This window comes from Streptomyces sp. HNM0575, assembly GCF_012726265.1.
In the GTDB taxonomy this organism is placed as follows: Bacteria; Actinomycetota; Actinomycetes; order Streptomycetales; family Streptomycetaceae; genus Streptomyces.
On the sequence record NZ_JAASAG010000004.1, the window covers coordinates 368214 to 394949 of the forward strand.

Annotated in this window: 20 protein-coding genes and 2 pseudogenes; 13 read left to right on the forward strand and 9 right to left on the reverse strand. The window is 72.5% G+C overall.

From position 1 onward, the window contains the following. Window positions 1–272: 272 nt before the first annotated feature. The 5 genes from HCC61_RS12855 to HCC61_RS12875 all read left to right on the forward strand — a co-directional run bounded on the left by HCC61_RS12855 (window position 273) and on the right by HCC61_RS12875 (window position 4953). Window positions 273–1724, forward strand: a complete 1452-nt coding sequence (locus HCC61_RS12855) for an amino acid permease (RefSeq protein WP_169135699.1) — start codon at window positions 273–275, stop codon at window positions 1722–1724. A 68-nt stretch (window positions 1725–1792) separates the two neighbouring features. Then, window positions 1793–2719: a GNAT family N-acetyltransferase gene (locus tag HCC61_RS12860; protein ID WP_169135516.1), complete on the forward strand. Its 927-nt coding sequence runs from the start codon at window positions 1793–1795 to the stop codon at window positions 2717–2719. Between the two features lie 102 nt (window positions 2720–2821). Then, window positions 2822–3814 carry a dihydroxyacetone kinase subunit DhaK gene (dhaK, locus tag HCC61_RS12865; protein ID WP_169135517.1) on the forward strand — a complete coding sequence of 331 codons (993 nt, stop codon included), beginning with the start codon at window positions 2822–2824 and terminating at the stop codon, window positions 3812–3814. 79 nt (window positions 3815–3893) lie between these two features. Then, a complete protein-coding gene (dhaL, locus tag HCC61_RS12870; protein WP_206322401.1) occupies window positions 3894–4526 on the forward strand; it encodes a dihydroxyacetone kinase subunit DhaL in 633 nt (210 codons plus the stop codon). Then, entirely contained in the window at window positions 4519–4953 is a 435-nt protein-coding gene (locus HCC61_RS12875; RefSeq protein WP_169135518.1) for a PTS fructose transporter subunit IIA, read from the forward strand. Before dhaL ends, HCC61_RS12875 begins: the two co-directional genes overlap by 8 nt. 156 nt (window positions 4954–5109) lie before the next feature. On the opposite strand, the pseudogene HCC61_RS12880 reads toward HCC61_RS12875, so the two are convergent. From HCC61_RS12880 to HCC61_RS12895, 4 genes and pseudogenes are all read right to left on the reverse strand, one after another. After that, window positions 5110–5637 (reverse strand): annotated as a pseudogene (locus HCC61_RS12880) (DUF309 domain-containing protein); the annotation flags it as partial. A gap of 292 nt (window positions 5638–5929) precedes the next feature. Next, window positions 5930–7168 (reverse strand): FAD-dependent oxidoreductase, encoded by a 1239-nt coding sequence (locus HCC61_RS12885; RefSeq protein WP_169135519.1) that lies wholly within the window; start codon window positions 7166–7168, stop codon window positions 5930–5932. 55 nt (window positions 7169–7223) lie between these two features. Next, complete coding sequence (tal, locus tag HCC61_RS12890; RefSeq protein WP_169135520.1) at window positions 7224–8372, reverse strand: transaldolase; 1149 nt, start codon at window positions 8370–8372, stop codon at window positions 7224–7226. A gap of 132 nt (window positions 8373–8504) precedes the next feature. Continuing rightward, window positions 8505–8987: an NUDIX domain-containing protein gene (locus HCC61_RS12895; RefSeq protein ID WP_169135521.1), complete on the reverse strand. Its 483-nt coding sequence runs from the start codon at window positions 8985–8987 to the stop codon at window positions 8505–8507. A 190-nt stretch (window positions 8988–9177) separates the two neighbouring features. Between HCC61_RS12895 and HCC61_RS12900 the strand changes: the two genes are divergently transcribed. Then, window positions 9178–10284: an O-antigen ligase family protein gene (locus HCC61_RS12900; RefSeq protein ID WP_169135522.1), complete on the forward strand. Its 1107-nt coding sequence runs from the start codon at window positions 9178–9180 to the stop codon at window positions 10282–10284. A 62-nt stretch (window positions 10285–10346) separates the two neighbouring features. On the opposite strand, the gene HCC61_RS12905 is transcribed toward HCC61_RS12900, so the two are convergent. Beyond that, a complete protein-coding gene (locus HCC61_RS12905) occupies window positions 10347–11156 on the reverse strand; it encodes an aspartate/glutamate racemase family protein (protein ID WP_169135523.1) in 810 nt (269 codons plus the stop codon). A 130-nt stretch (window positions 11157–11286) separates the two neighbouring features. Between HCC61_RS12905 and HCC61_RS12910 the strand changes: the two genes are divergently transcribed. The 4 genes and pseudogenes from HCC61_RS12910 to HCC61_RS30680 form a co-directional block, all read left to right on the forward strand. Beyond that, window positions 11287–12420, forward strand: a complete 1134-nt coding sequence (locus HCC61_RS12910; RefSeq protein WP_169135524.1) for a glycosyltransferase — start codon at window positions 11287–11289, stop codon at window positions 12418–12420. A gap of 52 nt (window positions 12421–12472) precedes the next feature. Beyond that, on the forward strand, window positions 12473–12610 hold the full coding sequence (locus tag HCC61_RS12915) for a hypothetical protein (RefSeq protein WP_169135525.1): 138 nt from the start codon (window positions 12473–12475) through the stop codon (window positions 12608–12610). Window positions 12611–13191: 581 nt separating this feature from the next. Beyond that, entirely contained in the window at window positions 13192–13716 is a 525-nt protein-coding gene (locus tag HCC61_RS12920; protein ID WP_169135526.1) for a DUF6643 family protein, read from the forward strand. A 424-nt stretch (window positions 13717–14140) separates the two neighbouring features. Continuing rightward, window positions 14141–14287 (forward strand): annotated as a pseudogene (locus HCC61_RS30680) (MOSC domain-containing protein); the annotation flags it as partial. Window positions 14288–14365: 78 nt separating this feature from the next. Here HCC61_RS30680 and HCC61_RS12930 read toward each other — a convergent pair. The 3 genes from HCC61_RS12930 to HCC61_RS12940 form a co-directional block, all read right to left on the reverse strand. Then, a complete protein-coding gene (locus tag HCC61_RS12930; protein ID WP_169135527.1) occupies window positions 14366–14815 on the reverse strand; it encodes a DUF779 domain-containing protein in 450 nt (149 codons plus the stop codon). Next, window positions 14815–16338 carry an aldehyde dehydrogenase family protein gene (locus HCC61_RS12935; protein ID WP_169135528.1) on the reverse strand — a complete coding sequence of 508 codons (1524 nt, stop codon included), beginning with the start codon at window positions 16336–16338 and terminating at the stop codon, window positions 14815–14817. The genes HCC61_RS12930 and HCC61_RS12935 overlap by 1 nt, the downstream gene beginning before the upstream one ends. A 240-nt stretch (window positions 16339–16578) precedes the next feature. Further along, on the reverse strand, window positions 16579–17865 hold the full coding sequence (locus tag HCC61_RS12940) for a transcriptional regulator (RefSeq protein WP_346777163.1): 1287 nt from the start codon (window positions 17863–17865) through the stop codon (window positions 16579–16581). Between the two features lie 235 nt (window positions 17866–18100). Here HCC61_RS12940 and HCC61_RS12945 point away from each other — a divergent pair, with 235 nt between their 5' ends. From HCC61_RS12945 to HCC61_RS12955, 3 genes are all read left to right on the forward strand, one after another. Beyond that, complete coding sequence (locus HCC61_RS12945; RefSeq protein ID WP_169135529.1) at window positions 18101–20530, forward strand: phosphoketolase family protein; 2430 nt, start codon at window positions 18101–18103, stop codon at window positions 20528–20530. 246 nt (window positions 20531–20776) lie between these two features. Continuing rightward, window positions 20777–21379: a hypothetical protein gene (locus tag HCC61_RS12950; protein WP_169135530.1), complete on the forward strand. Its 603-nt coding sequence runs from the start codon at window positions 20777–20779 to the stop codon at window positions 21377–21379. Window positions 21380–21563: 184 nt separating this feature from the next. After that, a complete protein-coding gene (locus HCC61_RS12955) occupies window positions 21564–24056 on the forward strand; it encodes a right-handed parallel beta-helix repeat-containing protein (protein WP_169135531.1) in 2493 nt (830 codons plus the stop codon). Here the strand turns inward: HCC61_RS12955 and HCC61_RS12960 are convergent. Next, window positions 24048–26591, reverse strand: coding sequence for a hypothetical protein (locus HCC61_RS12960; RefSeq protein ID WP_346777177.1), 2544 nt, complete (start codon window positions 26589–26591; stop codon window positions 24048–24050). The two genes, HCC61_RS12955 and HCC61_RS12960, sit on opposite strands and share 9 nt — an antisense overlap. Window positions 26592–26736 lie beyond the last annotated feature (145 nt).

A 26736-nucleotide genomic window follows, 5' to 3' on the forward strand; every position in this document is an offset into this window, starting at 1 on the left:
GCTGACGATGCGTCACAGGGCTGAGAGGACTGCAACGCCTCGCCGGCGACGTCGCGTTGACCGCGGCGTGCCCCGCGGCCGGCCGCGGGCGCCGACGCTCCGCATACGCCCGCGACCGCGGCTCCCGGGCTGACCGCACCCTCCCGATATCAACTTCCAGATGTCAACCCAAGAAAGGTCCGAAAGTGCCCGACTCCGACCTTCCAGGCCGCATGAGAATACGGCAGCGGGAAGCACCCGTGGCCCTCGATGACGACGCGACTCTGCACGCGATGGGTTATCCGCGGAAACTCACCCGCAGATTCCGGGCGTTCGACAATTTCGCGATCTCCTTCACCATCATCAACATCATCTCCGGAATCTTCTCCTCATTCGGTTTCGGAATGAACGCGGGCGGCCCGCTGGTTCTCACTTTCGGCTGGATCGGCGTCTCCGTGATGGTGCTCTTCATCGGCGCCTCGATGGCCGAGATCGCGTCCGCCTATCCCACGAGCGGCGCGCTCTATTTCTCCGCCGGAAAGCTCGCCAAGCACCACAAGGGCGCGTGGTCCTGGTACACGGGCTGGCTCAACTTCGTGGGCCAGGTGGGAGGCACGGCCGCCACGGGGTACGCCGCCGCCACCTTCATCCAGGCGTTCATCGCGATGCAGTGGCCGTCCTACGACATCACGGGCCAGCACACGGTGCTCATCACCGCGTTGATCCTGCTGCTCCAGGGCCTGGCCAACACCTACACGGTGCACCTGGTGGCCGTGCTCAACCGCATCTCGGTGTGGTGGCTGCTGATCGGCATGGTGGTGATCGTCGTGGCGCTCACCGTGCTGCCCGAGCAGCACCAGTCGGCGTCGTTCGTGACCCACTTCTCCAACAACACCGGTTTCACGAGCGCCGTTTACGGGGGCATGCTGGGGCTGCTCGTCACGAGCTGGACCTTTACCGGCTTCGACGGAAGTTTCCACATGTCCGAGGAGACGGTTCAGGCCACGGTGAACGCGCCGCGTGGCATCATGCGTGCGATCGGTTACTCCGCGATCACAGGTCTGATCCTCATGCTCGCCCTCGTGTACTCGATCCGCGACTACGCCAAGGAAGCCGCCGCGGACGCACCGCCGGTACAGATTCTCGTCGATGCCCTTGGCATGAGCACCGCGAAACTTCTGCTGCTCATCGTGATCGGCGCGATGCTCTTTTGCGGTCTGGCGAACATGACGAGCAACACCCGCCAGATCTTCGCCTTTTCACGGGACGGCGCCATGCCGGGGTCCCGCTGGTGGCATTCCGTCTCGCCCCGTACCCGTACGCCCGTGAAGGCGGTGTGGCTCGCCGCGGCCTGCTCGCTGATCCTGGTCGTACCCGGCTGGTGGTCCGAGACCGCGTTCACGGCCATCGTCAGCGTCAACGTCGTCGGCCTCTTCCTCGCCTACGCGGTGCCCATCTATCTCCGCCTCCGGCTCAGCGACTTCCAGCCGGGCCCTTGGCACCTCGGGCGCTGGGGCAAGCCGATCGGCGTCGTCGCCGTGACGTGGATCGTCGTCAGCAACGTGCTGTTCATGCTTCCGCACGCCTCGCCGATCTCCGTCTCGACGTTCAACTACGCGCCGATCGCCCTGGCCGTGGTGCTGGTCATCGCCACGGTGTGGTGGTTCGCCACCGCACGCCGGCGGTTCCAGGGCCCGGTCAGCTACGGCCGCCCCGACGAAGTGGCGGCCATGGACCTGATCTGACGCAGCGCCGGCGGCCGGCCGCGTGGCCGGCCGCCGGCCGACTCCACCGAGGAAAGGACGCACACGGCATGGACCCACTGGCCGACGACACCCGGCAACAGCCCTCCCCCGGCGTTCCCTCCGCCGCGGCCCCGCGGGACGCCGCAGGCGCGGACGGGCTCGTGGTCGCCGCCGCCACGTCCGAGGAGTGGCTCCAAGTCGAGGAGTGGGCAGCCGAGGAGGCGTGGAACCCGGGCCTGGTGGACACGGCCTGCTTCCATCCCACCGACCCCGGCGGCTTCTTCCTCGGACGCAGCGAAGGCGAGGCCGTCTCGGCGGTCTCCGTCGTCAACTACTCGGACACGTACGCCTTCCTCGGCTACTACCTCGTCCGCCCTGCGCTGCGGGGCAAGGGACTCGGCATGGCCACCTGGCAGCAGGCGCTCCCCCACGCCGGGGCGCGCACCGTCGGTCTGGACGCGGTCCTCGCCCAGCAGGAGAACTACGCGCGTTCCGGCTTCTCCCCCGCGTACCACACGTGCCGCTACGGCGGGCGTTCCACGTCCGCCGGCGCACCGCCGTCGTCGGTCACGGCCGTGACGGAGGATCACCTCGACGCCGTGGCGGCTTACGACGAGCAGTGCTTCCCCGCTCCCCGCCGGGACTTCCTCGCCCGGTGGCTGCACGCCGCCGGGCACCGCGCGCGCGTCCTGCTGCGCGACGGGCGGCCCGCCGGCTACGGCGTGATCCGGCAGGCCAGGGACGGCCATCGCATCGGCCCGCTCTTCGCCGACACCCCGCGGGACGCCGAAGCGCTCTTCGACGCCCTCGTCGCACCGCTCGACCCGGACGACGAGGTCCACATCGACATCCCCCTGCCCAATACGGCGGCGGTGGCCCTGGCCACGGCCCGTGGCCTCGCGGCCGGTTTCGAGACCGTGCGCATGTACAAGGGCACGCCTCCCGGCACCTCAGGGGAGCGCGTGTTCGGCGTCACGAGCCTCGAACTGGGCTGACGGCGCTGCGTCCCGTGCGGCGTGATCCCCGCCCGCGATTTCGGCCCTGACCTGTAGTAATACTGGCAACTGGGACAGTGCTACGCTCACTCGGAGGTATCAATGAAGATGCTGATCAATGTGCCGGAGAACGTCGTCGCGGACGCCCTTCGAGGGGTCGCCGCCGCGCACCCGGAGCTGACCGTCGACGTGGACAACCGCGTCATCGTGCGCCGTGACGCACCGGTCGCCGGGAAGGTGGGCCTGGTCTCCGGCGGAGGCTCCGGGCACGAACCGCTGCACGGCGGCTTCGTCGGCCGCGGAATGCTGGACGCCGCCTGCCCCGGCCCGATCTTCACCTCGCCCGTGCCCGACCAGATGACGCGTGCGGCGGCGGCCGTCGACAGCGGCCAGGGCGTCCTGTTCGTCGTGAAGAACTACACGGGGGACGTGCTCAACTTCGACATGGCCGCGGAGATGGCGGAGGACGAGGGCGTCCAGGTCGGCAAGGTCCTCGTGCAGGACGATGTGGCCGTCACCGACAGCGAGTTCACCGCCGGGCGCCGCGGCACGGGCGCGACGCTGTTCGTCGAGAAGATCGCCGGAGCGCTCGCCGAGGAGGGCGCGCCGCTGGAGCGCGTCGAGGCGATCGCACGTCAGGTGGCCGACTCCTCCCGCAGCTTCGGCGTGGCACTCGGCGCCTGCACGACGCCCGCGAAGGGCTCCCCCACCTTCGACCTGCCCCCGGGCGAGCTGGAACTGGGCATCGGCATCCACGGCGAGTCCGGCCGCGAGCGGCGCCCGATGATGACGTCCGGCGAGATCGCCGACTTCGCGGTGGACGCGGTCCTCACGGACCTGGAGCCGGACGGTCCCGTGCTGGCGCTCGTCAACGGCATGGGCGCCACCCCCCTGATCGAGCTGTACGGATTCTGCGCGGAGGTGCAGCGCGTCCTGGACGAGCGCCGCGTCCCGGTCGCCCGTACCCTCGTCGGCAACTACGTCACCTCGCTGGACATGGCCGGAGCCTCCGTGACCCTGTGCCGGGCCGACGAGGAGATGCTGCGGCTGTACGACGCACCGGTGAGCACGCCTGGGCTGCGCTGGGGTTGCTGAAGATGAGTCATGAGCACCGGGCCGGGCCGCGGCCGCCGTTCCGGAAACGGCCGTCGGCCCTTGTGAAGAGGGAGATGTCTTGACCGATCTGACCGACGAGCTGGACGCCGACGCCGTCTTCCGCTGGCTCACCACCGCCGCGGCATCCGTGGAGCGCGAGGCGGATCTGCTCACCGAACTCGACTCGGCCATCGGCGACGCCGATCACGGCAGCAACCTGCAACGCGGCTTCGCCTCCGTCGTGACGGCGCTGGGCAAGGAGTCACCGTCCGCGCCGGGAGCCGTACTGATCCTCGCCGGGCGGCAGTTGGTCTCCACCGTGGGCGGTGCGTCCGGTCCGCTGTACGGGACGCTGCTGCGCCGTACGGGCAAGGCCCTCGGTGATGCGGAACGGGTGACGGGCAGCCAGCTGGCCGAGGCGCTGCGCGTCGGCGTGGACGCCGTGGCCCAGCTGGGCGGCGCGGCGCTGGGCGACAAGACGATGCTGGACGCGCTGTATCCGGGCGTCGAGGCGCTCGCCGCGGGCGGGCCCCATCCGTACGGCGCTGCACGTACCGCAGCCGACGAGGGCGCGCTGGCCACCGTGCCGATGAGGGCGCGCAAGGGCCGCGCCAGCTATCTCGGCGAGCGAAGCGTGGGGCACAAGGACCCGGGCGCCACGTCGTCGGCACTGCTCTTCACGGCCCTGGCCGGGGCGGTCGCCGATGAGTGAGCAGCAGGACACGGACACGGACGCCCCACCGAGGGTCGGGATCGTGCTGGTCTCGCACAGCAAGGAGGTCGCCGACTCCGTGGCACGCCTCGCCGTGGGGCTCGCCGCCGGAAGGGACAGCGCTCCTGTGGAGGGCGCGGGCGGCGGGCCGGACGGCGGCCTCGGTACGAGCGCGGAGCTGATCAGTGCCGCGGCGCACAACGTCGACACGGGCGCCGGCGTGGCCGTCCTCGTCGACCTCGGCAGCGCCGTGCTGACGGTGAAGGTGCTGCTGGCCGAAGGGGACGAACTGCCGGAGAACGCACAGCTGGTGGACGCTCCGCTCGTCGAAGGGGCGATCGCCGCGGTCGTCGCGTCGGCGGGCGGTGCGGACCTCGCGGAGGTCGCGGCGGCGGCCGAGGAGGCGTACCACTTCCGGAAGGTGTGAGCGTTCCGCCGCAGTGCATTCCGGGGCAGTGCGTTCCGGGGACGGGCGTCGGCAGGTTGCGGCGTCCCCGGTTTCAGCACTGCGGGGCGAGCGGTGCGGGCAGCTCGGGCTCCGCTCCGGTCGGCCGTGCCATCGTTCCCGGCCGGGCCCTTCGGCTCAGCTCACGACGCGGAGCCTGGGGGCCGCGGGCTTGCCCGCCGGTGCCGCGGAAGCAGACCGCCGGTCGCCGGGGTCCTGACCGTCCGGGCCGTCCCCGCCTTCCGCCTCCTCCACGCTGCCGGCCGTCGCACGCGCCCAGTCGGCCAGGCCCGCGACGTCGATGCCGTGCGGTGCGTCGCCGCGGTAGGGCTCGATGCCGCCGGCTCCCCGAAGCAGCAGGCGTGCGCCGCCCTTCGTATTGCCGCGGGCGAGGTGCGTGATCCCCACGGCGAGCTGTGCGAGGCCCTTCCACAGCCCGGTCTCATGTTCCGGGCCCGACTTCCAGGCGTCCTCCAGGACCTCGTGCGCGTGGAAGGGCATCCCCTCGTCGAGCAGCCGCTGTGCCTCGTCCAGGGTCTCGCCGGGGGTGCGCACCACGCCCTCGGGCTGCCGGGCGACGCCCTGCTGTCCGTACGGAAGCGGCCTTCCCAGCCCGTCACGGGGACGCGCATTGCGGGCCTTGCCCTCGGGGTCCCGGTCGCGCCGGCCCGCGCGTCCCGCTCCCCGGGCTTCTCCCGAAGCCTCTCCCGAAACGGCTTCCGGGCCGGCTCCGGAGACGGTCCCGGGAACGGTCTCCGGCACGTACTTCACCCCGGCACGCGGATCGTGACCGCAGTGCTCGCACTCCGCGCGCGAACGGTCCTCCCGGACCCTGCCGCACTCCGGGCACACCTGGTCCAGCCAGCACGCCGGTTCCCCGCCCTGCTGCTCGTGGCTCTCCTGCACGTGCTCTTCTCCCTCGCTGCCCGAACCGCGCCCGCCGCACGCCGGCGGCCTCTCAACCGCCCGCGAACACCTCCGTCAGGGGCACTCCGACATCACCGAGTCTCCCCTCGTCGACCGGGAGACCGGAAGTGATCAGCGTCCGTACCGGACCGGTGACGTCCCATACGTTGACGTTCATCCCCGCCAGCACCCTGCGCTCGGAGAGCCAGAACGCGACGAACTCGCGGTCGTCGGTGCTGCCCCTGAAGACGACCCGGTCGTAGCCGCCCCGTTCCACATGGCCGGTGTACTCCATGCCCAGGTCGTACTGGTCGGTGAAGAAGTACGGGAGCCTGTCGTAGCTCACGTCCCCGCCGAGCATCGATCTCGCCGCCGCGGCGGGCTGGTTGAGGGCGTTCGCCCAGTGCTCTACGCGGATGTGCCGCCCGAGCAGCGGGTGGAACGCGTTCGCCACGTCGCCCGCGGCCCAGATGCCGGGGTCCGAGGTGCGCAGCGCCGAGTCGACGCGGACGCCATTGCCGACTTCGAGCCCGGCGTCGGACGCGAGCCGGGTATTGGGGGTGATGCCGACCCCGATGACGACGGCGTCGGCGTCGATCCGCTCGCCGCCGTCCAGCAGCACCCCGTCGACGCGGCCGCGGGCGCCGGTGATCTCGGTGACATGCGTGCCGCAGCGCAGGTCGACGCCGTGAGCGGTGTGGAGACCGGCGAAGACCTGTGCGGCCTCCCGGCCCAGCACTCCCACCAGCGGCAGTTCCCCGGCCTCCAGCAGGGTCACCTCCACGCCTGCCTCGCGGGCGGCGGCCGTGGTCTCGAGACCGATCCAGCCGCCGCCGATGACGACGATCCGGGAGGCGGCGGCGAAGGTCTCCTTGAGGGTGTCGCTGTCGGCGAGGCTGCGCAGATAGTGCACGCCGTCGAGGTTCTCGCCCGCCACCGGGAGCCGCCGCGGGGAGGAGCCGGTGGCCAGCAGGAGCTTCTCGTACGCGAAGGCGCTGCCGTCCGCGAGCCTCACCGAGCGGCCGCCGGGGTCGATGCCGGTGACGGGGACGCCGAGCCGCAGGTCGACGCCGTGCTCCTCGTACCAGCCGCCGGGATGGACGAAGACGTCCTCACGCGGCGACGAGCCCTGGAGGTAGTCCTTCGACAGGGGCGGCCTCTCGTAGGGGCGTTCCTGCTCGTCGCCGACGAGGACGACCGGGCCGTCGAAGCCCTCCTCGCGCAGCGCCTCTGCGGCCTTCGCTCCGGCGAGCCCGGCGCCGGCGATCACGAAGGGGCTGTTCGCGGCCATCTTCTGCACCTCGACTTCTGCTCTTCGGCCGGAAGCCGGCGGGACCCGCCGGGCCTCACGGGGTGTCCGGGCCGCCGCGTCGGCCGGACGCGCTCCGCGGCGCTCCGGTGCGCAGCTCCCTCTCCAGTGTCCCGGACAGATCGCGCCACGAGTCGGCGAACTTCCTGATCCCCTCCTCCTCCAGCGTCGTCACCACGTCGTGGTAGGAGACGCCTGCCACTTCGAGGTCGTCGAGGATCTGCTCGGACTCCGCGTAGGAGCCGTGCACGGTGTCGCCCCGTATGTCGCCGTGGTCCTCGACGGCGCGCAGGGTGGCCTCGGGCATGGTGTTGACGACGTCGGGTGCGACCAGGCCGACGACGTAGCGGGTGTCGTCGTACGAGGGGTCCTTCACGCCGGTGGAAGCCCACAGCGGACGCTGCGGACGCATCCCGGCGGACTCCAGCGCCCGCCAGCGCCCGCCGTCCCGTGCGGTCTCGAAGTGCTGGTAGGCGAGGCGGGCGTTGGCGAGGGCCGCGCGGCCACGCAGCGCCTGCGCCTGCGAACTGCCCGTCTTGTCCAGGCGGTTGTCGGTCTCGGTGTCCATGCGGCTGACGAAGAAGGACGCCACGGAGGCCATGGAGGTCAGGTCGTGCCCGGCGGAGCGCGCCTCCTCCATGCCGGCGAGGAAGGCGTCGACGACCTGGTCGTAGCGGTCGAGAGAGAAGATCAGCGTCACGTTGACGCTGATGCCCTCGGCGAGCGCGGCGCTGATCGCTCCGAGGCCCTCGCGGGTGGCGGGGATCTTCACAAAGAGGTTCGGCCGGTCGACCAGCCACCACAGGGCACGGGCCTCGGCGAGAGTGGCCTCCGCATCGCCGGCGACGCGCGGATCGACCTCGACGGAGACGCGTCCGTCCCGGCCTCCGGTGCTCTCGTGGACGCCGCGCAGCACGTCGCAGGCCCAGCGCACGTCGTAGGCGGTCAGCAGCCGGGCGGTCTCCGCGACGCCGAGGCCCCGGCGCGCGCATTCCGCGATCTGGGCGTCGTAGCGCTCTCCGGATCCGATGGCCTTGTCGAAGATCGTCGGGTTGCTGGTGATGCCCACGACGCCCTGCTCGCTGACGAGCCGCGAGAGCCCGCCGCCGGCGAGCCGCTCACGGCTCAGATCGTCCAGCCAGGGGGCGACGCCTTCGGCCGCGAGGCGTTCCAGGGTGCCGGTCATGTCGTCTCCTCGGGTCGTCTCCCCCGAGCAGTCCATGACTCCAACGTAACGCCGCGCATCGCCGGGCTGTGACCTGCGCGTACGGGCTGCCCCGTAGCGCCGGGCCGGCGGGTCGCGGCGGGACCCGGCGGATCAGACCGGGTCGATGCCCTCGAACCAGGTGGGCCCGTCGCCGGCCGCCTGCTTGATGCGGGTGACGACGAACTCCTCCAGCGCCGGCAGGGCGTCCATCCCGAACCAGCCCACCTCCAGGGACTCGTCGTCGTTCACCCGGGCCTCTCCCCCGACGGCGCGGCAGCGGAAGCAGACGTCCATGAACTGGCAGACGTCGCCGTTGGGGAAGGTCACCGGCTCCTCCAACGCCTGTACGCAGACGACCCGTTCGGCGACGCACAGCACGGCCGTCTCCTCCTCCACCTCGCGCCGCGCAGCCGCGGCGGGCTGCTCGCCCGGCTCGGGGATGCCGCCGATGATCGACCAGCGCCCGGTGTCGGCACGTCTGCCCAGCAGCACGCGCCCCTCGTCGTCGAAGACGACCGCGCTCACTCCGGGCAGATAGAGCAGTTGGTGGCCTGCCGTGGCGCGGATCCGTCGGATGAATTCGGGTGTCGCCATGATCCCGAGCGTACGTGGTCCGCGGGTCTCCCTCCCGTACTGCCGTTCACCGGAGGCACATGACTTCGGTACGGGATATCCACAATCCGCCGGGTACGCACTACGGTTGACGCGCGTAGTCGCAGTCCGCACCTCTTCCGGGGCAGGGGAAGAGGGGTGCGGGATGCGCCGGTTTCGGGGGGTCGCAGGGATGACGTCACCGGTGCACGAGCCGTCGGCGGTGGGCGAGCGGGACAACGGCGCAGCCGATGTCACCGGGGTGCTCGTGCTGGGAGCGTGCGCGGCCTGGGCTCTGATCACGGCCGCGGGGCGGGACGCCAGGCCGGAGGGGCTGCTGCTTGCGGTGCTCGCGGTCGGCGCCGGATATGTCACGGGCCGGATCGCGGGCTCGCTGGCCCCGGCCGGGGCCGCGGTGGGTGCGGGAGCGGTGGGCGTCTTCCTCGCGCTGTTCGGCCCGTCCACCTCGCGCATGATCTCCGGCGGCATCGAGTTCGCGGGGCCCGAGGGGCGTTCCGGGGTGACGGCCGCGCTGCTCACGCTCTCGGTGGGCGCCTTCTGCTGCGCTGCGTGGGCGGCTCCGGCGCGGCCGGTGCGGGTCGTGCTCCGGGTGACGGCGGCGGGCACGGTGGTGGGCGCGCTGCTGGTGGGCACCCCGGTCGGCTCGGCCGCGGCCCTGGCGGTACTGCTGTGCTCGCTCGCTGTCGGGCGGGTGCGCAGGCGCCGGCGATGCCTGGCGGCGATGGCGCTCGCCGTGGTGGCCGTCACCGGGGTCACGTTCGCGGTGGCGCAGGGCGGGCTGCCGCGCGGCGCGACCGTGGCGCTGCACGAGCAGCTCACCGGTCACCGTGTGGAGCTGTGGCAGGACGCCCTCGCGATCACACGGGACCATCCGGTGCTGGGCGCCGGCCCCGACACCTTCCGGGACCTGAGCGTCACCGCGGGAGGCGAGGGCGCGCCGGGGGCGGTCGGCGTGCGGGAGACGGCTCCCGCGCAGCAGGCGCCGTACTCCGACGGCAAGCCGCACTCCGCTCCGCTTCAGGTCGCCGCCGAGCAGGGGCTGCCGGGGCTGGTGCTGCTCGCGGCGGCCTTCGGCTGGCTGCTGCTGGCGCTGCGGATCTCGCCACGTGCGACTCCGCTCGTGCTGACCGCGGCCGCGGCGCTCTCCGCGCTCGGGGCGCTCTCCGCGATAGGGAACGCGCTGAGCTTCACGCAGGTGACCGCCGGGGCGGGGCTTCTCGCGGGCATCGCCTGCGCGAGGGGTCTGGCCGAACCGGCGGCGCGGCCCGAAGACGGATGAGACCCGGTGACGGATGAGACCCGGTGATCGGTCCAGCCGGGAGTCCGGGCAGGGAGGACGGTTCAGGGGGCGACGGCGGCGCCCGCGAGGAGACGGCCCTCCGCGTACGTGCTCGCCGCCTCGGGCAGCCGGGCCGTACGGCCGCTGAGCAGCACGGTCAGCCCGCCAGTCGGGGCGGCACCGGGGTCGGGACGGGTGCCGGTGCGCCGCAGGGCCTGTGCGACGACGGCGTCGGCGGAACGGTAGAGCGCCAGCTCCGGCCCGGCGGCCCGGTCGTCGCCGGGCGCGGAACGCTTCGCGACGGCGGCGCGGATGCGTTCGCCGACGAGTTCGTAGTGGGTGCAGCCGAGTACGACGGCGCGCACTCCGGGGGGCGTCAGGTCCGCCGCCGCGGTGACTGCCACGTCGACGGCGTGCTCCTTGCCGCTCTCCACCGCGTCGGCGAGCCCGTGGCAGGGCACGGCCGTGAACTGGGCGTGCTGCCCGAAGTCCGCGATGAGGCGCCGCTGGTAGGGGCTGCCCGTGGTGGCGGGCGTGGCCCAGATGGCGACGGGACCGCCGCTCTGCGCGGCCGGCTTGACGGCGGGCACGGTCCCGATCACCGGCAGTTCCGGCTCCAGTTCGGCCCGCAGCGCCGAAAGGGCGTACACGGACGCGGTGTTGCAGGCGACGATCAGCGCGTCCGGATCGTGCGCGGCCGCGGCCTTCGCGCAGGCAAGGGCGCGTGCGGTGATGTCGTCGGTGCTGCGCGGTCCCCACGGCATGCCGTCGGGGTCGCTGGAGAGCACGAGATCGGCATCGGGACGGGCTCTGCGTACGGCCGCTGCCGCGGCGAGAAGGCCGATACCCGAGTCCATCAATGCGATCTTCACGGCAGGAACTTTAGCCGATGGGCCGTACGGGCCAGCCTGGTCACCCGTCCCGCTTCCGGTGCGCGGGACCGTACGGCAGCGGGCTCCGGCGTGCGTCGCGGGCGGCCCGGCGTGCGGCAGACTTCGGCGGATGAGCGCGCTGACCTGGATCGCTTCGGGATCGCTTGCCGCATGGCTGTGGCTGCTGGTGGGCCAGGCCCGCTTCTGGCGTACGGACATCCGCCTGCCGCCCGGCCGGGCGCCGGAGACCTGGCCGGCGGTGGCGGTCGTCGTGCCCGCCAGGGACGAGGCGGAGGTGCTTCCGCTCAGCCTGCCGGGGCTCCTCGCCCAGGAGTATCCGGGACGGGCCGAGGTCTTCCTCGTGGACGACGGTTCCACGGACGGCACCGCCGGGCTCGCGCGGCGCCTCGCCAGTGAACTGCCCACGGGCGGCCTGCCGTTGACGGTCACCTCGCCCGGCGAGCCCGAGCCGGGCTGGACGGGCAAACTGTGGGCCCTGCGCCATGGGATCGCTCTGGCGCGGGAACGCACCGGCGCCGGCTTCCTGCTGCTGACCGACGCGGACATCGCGCACGCGCCGGGCTCGCTCCGCGATCTGGTCGCCGCCGCGTGCGGGGCCCGTCTCGACCTGCTCTCGCAGATGGCGCGGCTGCGGGCGGACAGCGCCTGGGAGCGGCTCATCGTCCCCGCGTTCGTCTACTTCTTCGCCCAGCTCTACCCCTTCGGCAGGGTCAACCGGCCCGCGTCCCGAACGGCGGCCGCGGCGGGCGGCTGCGTGCTGCTGCGTACGGAGGCGGCGCTGCGCGCCGGTATCCCGGAGAGCATCAGGGACGCGGTCATCGACGACGTGACGCTGGCCCGCGCGGTCAAGCGCGCGGGCGGCCGGATCTGGCTGGGCCTCGCCGACGGTGTGCACAGCGTGCGCCCCTACGAACGGCTGCCGCAGCTCTGGCGGATGGTGGCTCGCAGCGCCTACGCGCAGCTGGGGAACAACCCGCTGGTGCTGCTGGGCACGGTCGCCGGTCTGACCCTGGTGTATCTGGTGCCGCCGCTGACGGCGCTGGCCGGTTCACCGGTGGGAGCCGCGGCGTGGGCGGTGATGGCGCTGACGTATGTGCCGATGCTGCGCTACTACCGGCAGCCGCCGTGGCGGGCGCTGGCGCTGCCCGTCACCGCGGCCCTGTATCTGCTGATGACGCTGCACTCGGCGGCGCGTCATCACCGGGGGCGTGGTGCCGCGTGGAAGGGCCGTACGTACGCGTGACGGGACCTGCGCGTGGCCGGAGGGGGCGCGCCGTGGTCCGGACCGGTCGGTCGTGAACGGGTCCGTGCCCTGGGAGGTGCACCGGGCCGGTGCCGTAGCCGGTGCCGAACTGCCGCCGGAGGTACGGGAGTTGACTCGCGGCAGGCCGGGGTTCCAGTTCATGCCGCGGCCGTACTCGGAGTCGACGTGACCCTGGTCGGGCGCACCGGCCCGGGCGGTGGCGGTGGCGTTCGTACGGGCGCGGACGGGGGCGCGGGCCTGGCGGCGGGGGCGGCGGCCGGAGCCGCGGGCGACGCTGCGCGCACCGATGCGCCGGCGCTCCCTGGGCCCTCCGCTTCGTCGACACCGATCCCGAAGTCCGTGGCCGGACCGGCCGGTCCGCCCGGTCCACTCCCGTGACCGCGCCCGACCGCGCGCAACCCCGGGCCGCCCCCACTGCGTGGCGTCCCCGCGCTCAACACGTCCACGGTGACGGCCCCTTCGGAGCACCGGCCGGTCTCGATACATACGGCGGCGGCGGCCACGGGGACGTCCGCGACGTTCCGCATCGTCATGGTGTCCGCTTCCCCGCGTACCGTTCCCGGTGGTCCGACGGCGCTGCCGCCCGCGGAGTGCCTGCGTCTCACGCGTCCCGTTACAACATCTCGACACTGGCGCGCGACCGTTTTCCCCCGGTTCGCTGTGATTGGTGACGGGGAGTCACGGCAAGCACGAGAAACCGCTCCTTGACCGGGGTCCCCAACGGCCACAATTTGGGCTTACCTTATGGGCATGACCTCCCCCCGCTACTCCCCTGGCGGCTACTACGCTGGCCCTTCGTACCCCGACACACCGATCTACGACATGCTCGTCAACGAGCGCGGCACACCGCAGATCGCTCCCATCCGTGTCCCGTCGGCGTATGAACCGCTGCCGTCCCTCGCCGCACTGCCACCCGCCCTTCCGGCGCTGCCCGCAGGCCCGAGCCACCACCAGCAGCAGCCCGCTCCTCCGCAGGGCTACCCGGGCGCGACGGGCTACCAGACACCGCCGCCCGGCATGGCCCAGCCCGCGCCGCTCCAGTCGGCTCCGCTGCGTCAGGCGCCACCGCCGCAGATTCCGCAGCAGGCGCCGCCGCAGCGCGGCTTCCCGGATCCGCGCCAGCAGCAGCAGCCCCAACAGCCCCAGCCGCCGCAGCAGATGAGGCCGGTGGCGCCGCCGCGTCCGGCCGCGCCTCGTCCCGCCGCACCCCGGCAGATGCCGAATCAGTACGACGACCCGTACGGCGGGCACCTGTACCCGGGCCGCGGCTACTGACGTATTCCGGCCGTCCTGCCGCCGGGGCCGGGTGACAGGACTGCCGCAGTGAAGTCACCGGCGGGGATGGTCCGTTAGGACTTGACGGTCGAGCCGTGGGGCCCGGCCGCGAACTGACACGCCTGGCACAGGTGCGCGCGCAGCCGTTGCCCGACGGCGCCTCCGGAGACGGTCCGGGGGCATGGGGAGTCAGGGCGACGGCGCCGGGGAGGCAGCCGCTGGAGGTCGGCGTGCCGCCCACGGGGCGAAGTCACGGTGCCGGTACGGCTGTTCGGCGAGGGGCCCGCAGCGGTGCCGGTGCTGCGGTACGGCAGCGGACTCGAAGCGGTCCCGGCGGCCGAGAAAGCGGTACCGGGGGCCGATGAGGCGAGCGACTGGTTCTCGTACCGTCTCCGGTCGCGAGGTCAGGGTCGAGACGGCGCCGCGAACGCAGGAAAAGCGCGGGAAAAAGGAGCCGCTGCGCACCCTCGCCCGCCACCGTCGCTCCGGGGGCCAGCTGGTCTTCGGTCAGAACGTGGCCCGGGAGCATACGGGCAGGGTGCGCAGCGGCGACTCGGTGGAGGTGCTCGCCTGGGCGTGCGCGCACGGGGTGGTGCCCCGCGCGGCGCAGGGGAGGTGCCCGGGCGAGCGCCTCATCTCCGGCGGCCCGTCAGCCGCCGTCGTCCATCAGCCGGGAACGGATCAGGAACCGGACGCCTTCGGGGGCCTCCAGTGAGAATCCGCTGCCGCGTCCCGGCACGACGTCCACCGTGAGGTGGGTGTGGCTCCAGTACGCGAACTGGCTCGCGGACATCCAGAACGGCACCGGATCGTCGACGCCGTCCACCTCCAGCCGTCCGAGCAGCACGTCGGAGTCGCCCGTGCGCAGCTCGCCCAGCTGGTAGCACATCGGTGAGCTGCCGTCGCAGCAGCCGCCGGACTGGTGGAACATCAACGGCCCGTGCTGTCCCGTCAGTTGGCGGATCGTCGCCGCGGCCTCGTCGGTGACGGCGACCCGCTCCGGGTCCCCGGGCGCCGGGCCCCCGGCGACGGCCGGGCCCTTCGCCCGGCCGTCCGCCAGACCCGCCGCGAAGCCGTCGGCCCGCTCGGCGGATGCCATCAGAAGAGCCCGAGCTTCTTCGGCGAGTAGCTCACCAGCAGGTTCTTGGTCTGCTGGTAGTGGTCGAGCATCATCCGGTGGTTCTCGCGGCCGATGCCGGACTGCTTGTACCCGCCGAAGGCGGCGTGCGCCGGGTAGGCGTGGTAGCAGTTCGTCCAGACACGGCCGGCCTGGATGGTGCGTCCGGCCCGGTAGGCGGTGTTGCCGTCCCGGGTCCAAACGCCCGCGCCGAGGCCGTAGAGGGTGTCGTTGGCCGTGGACATGGCGTCCTCGAAGTCGGAGAACCCGGTGACCGCGACGACCGGCCCGAAGATCTCCTCCTGGAAGACGCGCATGCTGTTGTTGCCTTCGAGGATGGTGGGCTTCACGTAGTAGCCGCCCTCCAGTTCGCCTCCGAGTTCGGCGCGGGTGCCGCCGGTCAGCGCCTTGGCGCCTTCCTGCTTGCCGATGTCGAGGTACGAAAGGATCTTCTCGAACTGGTCGTTGGAGGCCTGCGCCCCGACCATGGTCTCGGTGTCCAGCGGATGTCCCTGGACGATCTTCTCCGTACGGGCGATGCCCGCGTCGAGGAACTCCCGGTAGTGGCCCTGCTGGATGAGGGCACGCGACGGGCACGTGCACACTTCGCCCTGGTTGAGGGCGAACATCGTGAAGCCCTCCATCGCCTTGTCGAAGAAGTCGTCGTCGGCGGTGGAGACGTCGTCGAAGAAGATGTTCGGGCTCTTGCCGCCGAGTTCGAGCGTGACGGGCTTCAGGTTCTCCGAGGCGTACTGCATGATCAGCCGGCCCGTGGTCGTCTCGCCGGTGAACGCGACCTTCGCCACGCGGGGGCTGGACGCCAGGGGCTTGCCCGCCTCCGCCCCGAAGCCGTTGACGATGTTGACGACGCCGGGCGGCAGCAGGTCGGAGACGAGGCTCATCCAGAAGTGGATGGACGCCGGGGTCTGTTCGGCCGGTTTGAGTACGACGGCGTTGCCGGCCGCGAGCGCGGGCGCGAGCTTCCAGGTCGCCATGAGGATCGGGAAGTTCCACGGAATGATCTGGGCGACGACGCCCAGCGGTTCGTGGAAGTGGTAGGCGATGGTGTCCTCGTCGATCTCCGACAGCGACCCCTCCTGCGCGCGAATCGCGCCGGCGAAGTAGCGGAAGTGGTCGATGGCCAGCGGGATGTCGGCGGCAAGCGCCTCACGTACGGGCTTGCCGTTCTCCCAGCTCTCTGCGACGGCCAGTTCTTCGAGGTGGTCCTCCATGCGCTGCGCGATGGCGTTGAGCACCGCGGCGCGTTCGGCCGCGGGCCGGCGTCCCCACGCGGGCGCGGCGCCGTGCGCGGCGTCGATGGCACGCTCGACGTCGTCGGCCGTACCGCGGGCGATCTCGGTGAAGGACGCTCCGTTGACCGGAGTGGGGTTCTCGAAGTAGCCGCCCTGTTTCGGGGCGACGTATGTGCCCCCGATCCAGTGGTCGTAGCGGGACTTGTAGTTCATGACGGCCCCGTCGGACCCGGGCGCGGCGTAGCGGCTCATCTTCTGCCTCCCTGGTACGGGCGACCCGCCTCATCCCTGGGGGCGGGCTCGATCTGCGGCAGAGACTAGGGAGCGGAACGTTGCCGATACGTTGCGTGCCCTCTCCTGTCCTCTGAGTACGGGCCCGGTCCGGAAGCGAACGGAGTCCGGCGGGCGTCGCGGGCCGACGGCGGGAGCGCCGTACGGGTCCGCGGGGAGCGCCCGTACAGGCTCGGGTTCAGCGTCAGCAAGGGCTCGGGCTCAGGACCCCGCGGGGGTCTCCAGGCCGTAGGCGCGCCGCAGTTCGCGTACGCGCCCCGCGAGGGCCGTGTTGCGCGCGGACCCGCCCTGGCGGACGGAGAGCAGCGCCTCCCAGATCTCCAGATCGTCCTCGCCCCAGGGCGTACGCACCCATTCCTCCAGCAGCGCGGGCTCGCGCGAGGCCAGCAGGGCGCGGCGCAGCCGGTCCTCCAGCAGCCTGCGCAGCCGTACGACGCCGGGAGCCTCGGACAGCGGCAGCAGCGGCCCCCGGTAGGCGAAGAGCGCGGTGCGCAGATCGCCGTCGGCCAGGGCCTCGCCGACGGCGTCGTGGTCGGTGTGCGGGAGGGTGCGCAGCCGGTACGGGCGCGATTCGAGCAGCGGGCCCAGCAGGCCGCGCAGCCGGGAGAGTTCGGCGCGCAGCGTGACGGGCGTGACGGCGCGCTCGCCGTACAACTCCAGCGCGAGCCGTTCCCCGGTGAGGCCCTCCGGGTGTGCGGCGAGGAGCACGGCGATCTCGCTGTGGCGGCGGCCGAGGCGCAGCGGCGCTCCCCCTCCGCTGTCGAATACCGCCTCGTCTCGGCCGAGGGCGTTGAGCACGGGTGCGCGCGTGGCGGATGTGCCGCCGGCGGCGCTCAGTTCGGCGAGATACGCCTCCGCGGCGCGGGCCGTGGCCTGCACGAGGGCGAGGCTCTGCGGGGCTGCGAGGTGGTCGCCTCCGGTGATGTCGACCGCGCCGATGAGGCGGTGGGTGCGCGGATCGTGCACGGGTGCGGCGGCGCACGTCCACGCCTGCACCGGGCGGCAGTAGTGCTCGGCGGTGAAGATCTGCACGGCGTGGTCGACGGCGAGGGCGGTGCCGGGCGCGTTGGTGCCGCTGTACCGCTCCGACCAGCGGGCACCCGGCACGAAGTTCATCCGCTCGGCATGGCGCTGCACCTGGGAGTGGCCCTCGACCCACAGCATGCGGCCGTTCTCGTCGCACACGGACAGCAGATGGGCGCCGTCGTCGGCGACGGTGCCGAGCAGTTCGCGGAAGAGCGGCATGACGCGGGCGAGGGGGTGCGCGGAGCGGTACGCGACCAGGTCGGCGTCGGCCAGGTCGATGCCGGTGACGCCCTCCGGCTCCACGGAGGCGCCGGCACAGCGCTGCCACGACTCGGCCACCACGTTCCGTACCTGCGAGCCGATGGCGCCGCGGGTGACGAACTCCTCGTGCGCGCGGCGCACCTGGCCGGTCCGTTCGGCCGCGTCTGCCCCTGTCTCCAGCGCCAGCCATGGATTAAGCACACCGTCATCGTGCCGCGCGTCACAGCGCCAGGCAACGCTGAGGACCGGACCGGGACAATCCGGCACACAATCCGCCACATGTTTCCTTCACCGGACCGCCCCGCGATCCGCCCCCACCGGAGACGTACGCCGCTTCCCCGTTCCCGTTCCCCTTCCCCCGGAGACCGGAGACCGGGGACCGGGGAGGGCCCGAGCGGTCGGTGTCAGCGGGCGGGCTTCCTGGTACCCGTCCGTCATGCAGACCCCGACCTCGCTCTCCGACGAAGAGACCGCACAGCTCGACGCCCACTGGCGGGCCCTCAACTATCTCTCCGCGTGCCAGCTGTACTTGCGGGACAATCCGCTGCTCCGGGAGCCGCTGCGCGCGGAGCACATCAAGCCCAGGCTGCTCGGGCACTGGGGTTCGGCGCCCGGTCTCGGGCTGGTCTACACGCATCTCAACAGGGCCGTACGCGAGCACGGGCTGGAGGCCATGTGCGTGTGGGGCCCGGGGCACGGCGCACCCGCGGTGCTCGCGGGCGCGTGGCTGGAGGGCACGTACGGAGAGCTCGAACCGGACCGCAGCCGCGACACGGAAGGCATGCTCGGCCTGTTCCGCGACTTCTCCAGTCCCGGCGGGCTGCCCAGCCATACGGCGCCGGACGTGCCGGGCTCGATCCAGGAGGGCGGCGAGCTGGGGTATGCGCTGGCGCACGCATACGGCGCCGCGTTCGACAATCCGCGCCTGCTGGTGTGCGCCGTCGTGGGCGACGGCGAGGCGGAGACCGGGCCGCTGGCGGCGTCCTGGCACTCCGGCAAGTTCCTCGACCCGGTGCACGACGGCGCGGTGCTGCCCGTGCTCCACCTCAACGGGTACAAGATCGCCAACCCGACGCTGCTCGCCCGCATCCCGGAGGACGAACTCGACTCCCTGCTGCGCGGCTACGGCTACGACCCGCTGCACGTCACGGCGCACCCGGACACCCCGCACGAGGAGACCCACCGCGCGCTGGCCGGCGCGTTCGACGTGGCGCTGGAACGCATCGGGCAGTACCAGCGGGAGGCCCGTGCCCGTGCGGCTGAGTCCGCAGAGAGCGACGCCGCCGCGCCGCCGCCCGACCCGGGGCACCGGCCGCGCTGGCCGGTGCTGGTGCTGCGTACGCCCAAGGGCTGGACGGGTCCGGCCGAGGTGGACGGCGTCCCCGTGGAGGACACCTGGCGCTCGCACCAGATCCCCCTCTCCGGCGTGCGCGAAGACCCGCAGCGGCTGCGGCAGTTGGAGGAGTGGCTGCGCTCGTACCGCCCCGATGAGCTGTTCGGCGCCGACGGCAGGCCCTCGGGGCAGGTGCTGGCCTGCGTGCCCGAGGGCGAACGCAGGCTGGGCGCCGTGCCGCAGGCCAACGGCGGCCGGCTGCTGCGCGAACTGCCGGTCCCCGCGCTGGAGCCGCACGCCGTGGACGTCGAGCGGCACGGGCACACCATGCACGAGCCGACGCGGGTGCTCGGCGGAATGCTCACCGAGCTGTTCCGGGACACGCAACAGCGCCGCGACTTCCGCCTGTTCGGTCCCGACGAGACGGCCTCCAACCATCTCGACGGCACCTTCGACGCCACACCGCGCGGCTGGCAGGCGCGGACGCTGAAGACCGACGAGCACCTCGGTGCGCACGGCCGGGTTCTGGAGGTGCTCTCGGAGCACATGTGCCAGGGGTGGCTGGAGGGCTATGTGCTCACCGGGCGGCACGGTCTCTTCGGTTCGTACGAGGCGTTCACGCACATCGTCGCCAGCATGGCCGGACAGCACGTGAAGTGGCTCCAGAGCTCCCGCGAGGTGCCGTGGCGCAGGCCGCTGGCCTCCCTCAACTACCTGCTCACGTCGCACGCCTGGCGCCAGGACCACAATGGCTTCTCCCACCAGGACCCGGGCTTCATCGACCACATCCTGAACAAGAGCCCCCAGGCCGTACGCGTCTATCTGCCGCCGGACGCCAACACGCTGCTGTGCGTGGCCGATCACGTGCTGCGCACGCGGGACACCGTGAACGTGGTCGTCGCCGGCAAGCAGCCGTGCTTCGACTGGCTCTCGCTGCCGGAGGCGCGCGGCCACTGCGAACGCGGCCTCGGCGTCTGGGAGTGGGCGGGCACCGAAGAGCCCGGCGGCGAGCCCGACGTGGTGCTCGCGTGCGCGGGCGACGTGCCCACGCAGGAGATCCTCGCGGCGGCCTCGCTGCTGCGCGAGCATCTGCCGCGGCTGGCGGTGCGGGTGGTCAACGTCGTCGACATCGCGCGGCTGATGCCGCACTCGGAGCATCCGCACGGGCTGGAGGACGCCGACTTCGACGCCGTCTTCACCCGCGACAAGCCGGTGATCTTCGCCTACCACGGCTATCCGTGGCTCGTTCACCGGCTCGCGTACCGGCGTGCGGTGCACGACTCGCTCCACGTGCGCGGCTACAAGGAGATGGGCGCCACCACGACGCCGTTCGACATGGTGGTCCGCAACGACATGGACCGCTACCGGCTCGTGATGGACGTCGTCGACCGCACCCCCGGTCTGCCCGTACGGGCCGCGGGCCTGCGTCAGGCCATGGAGGACGTGCGCACCCGGCACCACGCGTGGGTCCGCGAGCACGGCACGGACCTTCCGGAGGTCGCCGAGTGGAGCTGGTCCGGCACCCGGGCATGAGATCGCGCGCCGCCTCCGCGCCCCGTGCCCGCCGCCTCGCTGGTGGCACGGGGTGCAGCCCTTGTTCGTACACCCGCCCTCCGGGAGGCCGGTAGGCGACGGGGTAAGGTCTGAGTTCCACGAGGGGGTGGACCACGGGGCGGGACTCTGACCATGTTCCGGTGATTTGAGTCTCTTTGGGCCGTTCCCACGCATGTACCTCCAGCCAAGAGGTACTCACGCACGTGGAGAAGGGGGTGAGAAGTCATGCGCGCGATCGTCGGTCTGTGGCGCTGGCGCAGCAACCCGCTGTGCCGCCGGAGCGACCGTACAGAAGCATGGCTGGCACTAGGTGCCATGATCCTTGTCGTCCTCGTGGCGCCGCTCGCCGCGTGGCTCGGAGCCTCGGCGGCGCACACGGCGCTGCTGAAGAACGCGGAAGAGCAGAGGAGTGGCCGCCACCAGGTGTGGGCGGTGGCCGAATCGGTGCAGGACCGGGCTCCGTTGGACTCCGATCCCGAGTCGGCCTCGCAGCAGCCCGACCGCCGTCACGTGGTCGCGCACTGGGCCGGCCCGGACGGCAGCAGCCACAAGAGCACCGTCACCACGAGCAAGAGCGTCCAGCCCGGTGAGCGTTTCCACATCTGGACGGACGCCGAGGGCATGGCCACGACCCGTCCGATGGGCCCGCAGACCGCTTCCTCGTACGCCGCTCTCGCAGGGCTGGCGGCCGGAGCTGGTACCGCCGGTCTCGTGGAGGCCGGACGGCGCCTGACGACGCGGCAGTTGCTGCGCCGCCGTTACGCGCTGTGGGACTCGGAGTGGGCCCGCATCGGCCCCGACTGGGGACGTACGGGCTCCAACAACTGAGCCGCCCCGGGGCACCTGTGCCCGCCCCGTCGAGTGGACGCGCGTAGCAGCGTACGGACGGTGTCCGTGGTGCGGCCGAAGTGCGGACACGTGGCCGCGGCGCTCCTGGCGCACGCTACGGTGGTGCGACTCGGCGCACGTATCAACGCGCCACAGGAACTTCGAGGTTGGGGCACAACTGTCCATGGCACAGGGCTCGGTGCAGGTGACGCAGGCCGGTACGTCGCGCTGGCGGCGACGCACAGGGGATTACGGCTCACTCTCAGCAGCCCTGGAGGCCGCCACGGACGGCGACGTGATCACCGTCGCCCCGGGTACGTACCGCGAGAACCTGGTGCTCGAGCGCACCGTCACCCTGCGCGGCCCGGAGCGTGCCGCGGCCGGCTCGGTGCGCATCGCGCCGGCCGAGGGCGTCGCCCTGACCGTGCGGTCCTCCGCCGTCGTACAGCATCTTCAGATCGAGGCGCAGGACGCCGCGTCGCCCGCGCTGCTCGTCGAGGACGGCGCCGCGGAGCTGAACGGCCTGCGGGTGATGACGCGTTCGGCCTCCGGGATCGAGGTGCGCGGCGGCGCCCGGCCCACCGTGCGCCGCTGCACCGTCGACAATCCGGCCGGCACGGGCATCACCGTCACCGGCGGCGCCGGCGGCGTCTACGAGGAGTGCGAGGTCGTCTCCGCCGGCCAGTCGGGCGTCTCCGTGCGCGACGGCGCCCATCCGCGCCTCGAGCGGTGCAGCGTCCACCACGCCACGGGCGCCGGCCTGTCGCTGCACGGCGACGGCAGCGCGGCCGAGGCGGTCGGCTGCGAGCTGTACGAGATCAAGGGCAGCGGCGTGCAGGTCGTCTCCCGTGCCACGGGGCATCTCACCGACTGCCGCGTGCACCGCACCTCCGCCGACGGCGTCACCCTCGACACCGACGCCGTGCTGACGCTCGCCGACTGCGACATCCACGACATCCCCGAGAACGCCCTTGATCTGCGCTCCCGTTCGGTGCTGACGCTGACCCGGTCCACGGTGCGGCGCTTCGGCCGCAACGGCCTGTCGGTGTGGGACCCGGGCACCCGCGCCGACGCCAACAGCTGCGAGATCCACGAGAGTACGGGCGACTACCCGGCGGTGTGGATCAGCGACGGAGCGAGCGCCGTGCTCGACTCGTGCCGCGTGCACACCGTGCCGGACGCGCTGTTCATCCTCGACCGCGGCTCACGCGCCGACGTCATCGACAGCGATCTGTCCCAAGTCCGCGGCACGGCCGTCTCGGTGAGCGACGGCGCGACCGTGCAGCTGGACGACTGCCGCATCAGGGAGGCGGCGACGGGCGCGTGGTTCCGCGACCACGGCAGCGGCGGCACCCTCGCCAACTGCACGGTCGACGGGGCCGCCACGGGCTTCATCGTCACCAAGGGAGCCGACCCGGACATCGACCGGTGCACGGTCACCTCCCCCTCGGAGGCCGGCTTCTACGTCTCCGCCGAGGGCCGCGGCACCTTCCACGGCTGCCGCGTCAGCGGATCGCAGGGGTACGGCTTCCACATCATCGACGGCTGCCGTACGACGCTGCGCCGCTGCCGCACGGAGCGGTGCGCCCGCGGCGGCTTCGAGTTCGCGGAGACGGGCCCCGTCGTCGAGGACTGCCGCAGCGACGACACCGCCACGGTCGCGGCGCCGGGCGAGGCGGAGAAGTCTCCACGCTCCGCGAAGAACGGATCGGGAAAGGCGCCGTCGGGCAACGGCGCAGCGGACGGCAAGGCCGTGCCGACGGCGCTGCTTCCCGCGACGACGACGCCCGCCCCGAAGAAGACCGCCAAGGCAAAGCAGGCCTCCGCCGGCGACGGCGGCGAGGCACAGCCGCCCGCGGTGCCGGCACGTCCCGCGCAGGAGGTGCTCGGCGAACTGGACACGCTGGTGGGCCTGGAGAGCGTCAAGCGCGAGGTGCGCGCGCTCACCGACATGATCGAGGTGGGGCGGCGCCGCCAGCAGGCCGGGCTCAAGGCGGCGTCGGTGCGGCGGCACCTCGTCTTCACGGGTTCGCCCGGCACGGGCAAGACCACCGTGGCGCGCCTGTACGGGGAGATACTCCACGCCCTCGGGGTCCTGGAGCGCGGTCACCTGGTGGAGGTCTCCCGCGTCGACCTCGTCGGCGAACACATCGGCTCGACGGCGATCCGCACGCAGGAGGCCTTCGACCGGGCCCGCGGCGGGGTGCTCTTCATCGACGAGGCCTACGCCCTCTCCCCCGAGGACGGCGGGCGCGACTTCGGCCGCGAGGCCATCGACACCCTGGTGAAGCTGATGGAGGACCACCGCGAGGAGGTCGTGGTGATCGCCGCGGGCTACACCACGGAGATGCAGCGCTTCCTCGCCGTCAACCCCGGTGTGGCGTCCCGCTTCTCACGCACCATCACCTTCGGCGACTACACGCCGCGGGAGCTGCTGCGGATCGTGGAGCAGCAGGCCGAGGAGCACGAGTACCACCTCGGGGACGCCGCGACCGAGGCGCTGCTGAAGCACTTCACCGAGCTGCCCAAGGGGCCCTCCTTCGGCAACGGGCGTACGGCGCGGCAGACCTTCGAGTCGATGGTCGAACGGCACGCGGGCCGGGTGGCGCAACTGCCCGACCCGAGCACCGAGGACCTCACCCTCCTCTACGCGGACGACCTGCCCGGATCAGGCTGAGAGTCGGGACCCTCCCGGGTTGCCCGAACCGTCCGGTCCGTCCGGCCCGTCCGGCCCGTCCTCGCCGTCGCCGCTACCCGCGTCCGCGCCGGGGCCCGCGTCCGCCTCGCCGTCATCCGTGAACTGCCCGGCGTCCGCGGCCACTTCGCTTCCGCTCCCTCCCTGCTGCGGTAGGCCCTGGCCCTGCTGCGGCACGCCCTGCTGCGGCACGGCGGCCTGCGGCCCCGAGTCATGGCTCCGCAGCCGGAGCAGCAGGCTGTCGCGCTCCTCGTCGAAGACGGGATCGGCCGGATACTCGCCGTGCCCCAGGATCGGCGCCGGAAGCGGGTGGTGCAGGGTGCGCCCGTACTGGAGCGGGTCGGTCAGCGGGCCGCGGTCGACGTCGGTGCCGCAGTCGATGCGCACCGGGCCGCCGATGGGGTCGGTCAGGCGCCACAGGTTGCGCCAGCAGTGCACCTGCCGGTGGAGGTCGTGGAGCTGCCGCGGCCCGAAGTACGCGGGGAACCAGCGCCCGTAGAGGCGTTCCAGCGGAGAGCCGTACGTCAGCAGCGCGACCTTTCCGCGGGTGCGGCGGTCCAGGTGCCACACGGCCGCCGCGGCCAGCACACTGCCCTGCGAGTGCCCGGAGATCACCAGCCGTCCGCGGGTCAGCTCCGTCCAGGTGGCCATCCGCCAGGCCAGGTCCGGTACGGCGCGTTCCGCGTAGCAGGGCGGGGAGAAGGGGTGCGCCGCGCGCGGCCAGAAGGTCCCCACGTCCCACAGGATGCCGATGGTGCGCCGGGCCGACGGGTCGCGGTAGGCACGCCGGCCCCAGGCGACGAAGAGGACGAAGGCGAGGCCGACCAGCCATGAGCCGAGCACCTGCACGGTGTCGGCGAAGCCGTCGACGATCGCGGCCCGTCCGTCCGCGGCCCGTCCCGGCACCTCTCCCGTGAGCCAGGTGCCCAGCACGCCGGCCCCGCCGAGGAGCAGCGTTATCGCCGCCACCGTGCCCACGACCCACGGCACGGCGTCGGTGAGGGCGGCGCGGGAGATGACGGCCGCGATCCGTCGCGAGCGGGAGGGGTCGGGCACCACGTCCGGGTAGGCGCTCTCCACCTCGTCGGTCAACCGGCGGCTGCGCCGGGAGACTTGGAGGAGGAACCAGGCCGTCAGCACGAGCAGCGCACCGAGCAGTACGGGAACGGCGGAGGCCTGCCAGGTCAGCAGCGTCGGCGGGCCTTCGATGTACCCGTTGCCCATGCCGGGCGTGCCCGCGCCGTCCAGCCAGTCGCCTACGCGCTGCGTCACGCCGCCGGACATCACCCCGCCCAGCGCGCAGGCGATCATCGCGACGCACGCGGAGCCGAGGCCCTTCAGCGCCGTGCGTTCGGCCGGCCGCCTCCGGTGGAGGACGAGGCCGATCACTCCCATCGCCGCGACGAGCACGCCCTGTCCGACGGCGAGCACGCCGAACGTCTCGTCGCCCGGCAGCTCACCGCCGTGCGAGATCCACCCGGGGCGCGACCACGAGGCGTGGAGAACGGCCAGCAGCAGGACTCCGGCGGCGATCCCGGGCAGCGCCCGCACGGTGAACCTGTCGACGACGTCGTCGGGTTCGCTCTCCTTGCGGCCCCGCCGGCACACCACGTACAGCACCCACACCGCACACGCCACGACGGCGGTCTCGGTGAGCCAGCCCACGGCGTCCAGTGCCGTGCTGCCTCCCGGCTTGCGGTCGTGGCGGGTGGTGGCGGCGGCCACGGCCGCGGCGACGGTGAGGAAGCCGGCCGCGGTGTGCGCGGCACGCAGCCGGGCCACGAGGCGCTTGCCGTACCAGAAGCCGGGCAGGCAGAGCGCCGGCCGGTTGCGGCCCTCCCGGTCGTACTCGTCGACGGGCCTGCGCAGCGGCGGCTGCGACTCGTACGCCGCCCAGGTGCGGTGCGAGAGCCACCACAGCAGCAGCGTCAGCGCGGCGGGCACGACCGCGGCCAGTGCGAGCCGCCGGCCCGGCTGGCTCCACCAGCCGCCGTCGCCGGACGGGTCCTGCGCCATGAAGCCCAGCCAGGAGTGCCCGTCGGCGCACCCGGCCGAGCCCGCGCACTGCCACGCCACGAGATCCATGGCGACCTCGCAGGCCGCGGAGACAAGCAGCACCGTGAGGCTGAGGGCGACCAGGCGCACGAAGACGCCGTGCGTGCGGGCCAGCAGTAACCGTCGGCCGTAGTCGGCGGGGCGCATCCAGTGCGCCAAGTTGGCGACCATGAACGGCAGCAGGATCAGCCACAGCGCACGCGAACCGTTGCCGGACGTCAGATTGGACCAGGAGTACGCCTCGGGCACCGGCTTGTCGGTGTAGTCCTGCGGGCGGGCCTCGGCGTCGACGTCGTCGGTGCGCCGGTAGACGGCGGCCGTCGTGTCGCCGGTCATGCGCTCGATGCGCGGGTCCCCGAGCATCTCCTGCGGCGTCGTACCGCCCACGCCGTGCACGAGCAGTTCGAGATTCAGGCCCGGAGGGGGCTTGACTCCCGACTCCCCGGGGGCAGTTCGCGGAATGTCCTCCGCCGCCTCGCCGTATCCGTCCTGCCGGTCGCCGTACTCGGCCTTCTGCAATGCTCCGCTCCCCCGAGGTGTTGCGTGCTTCCGCCGACGCTGCCGCGTTCCGTCCAGCATCCTTCCCCTGAAGGGCGGGCCAAGCCCG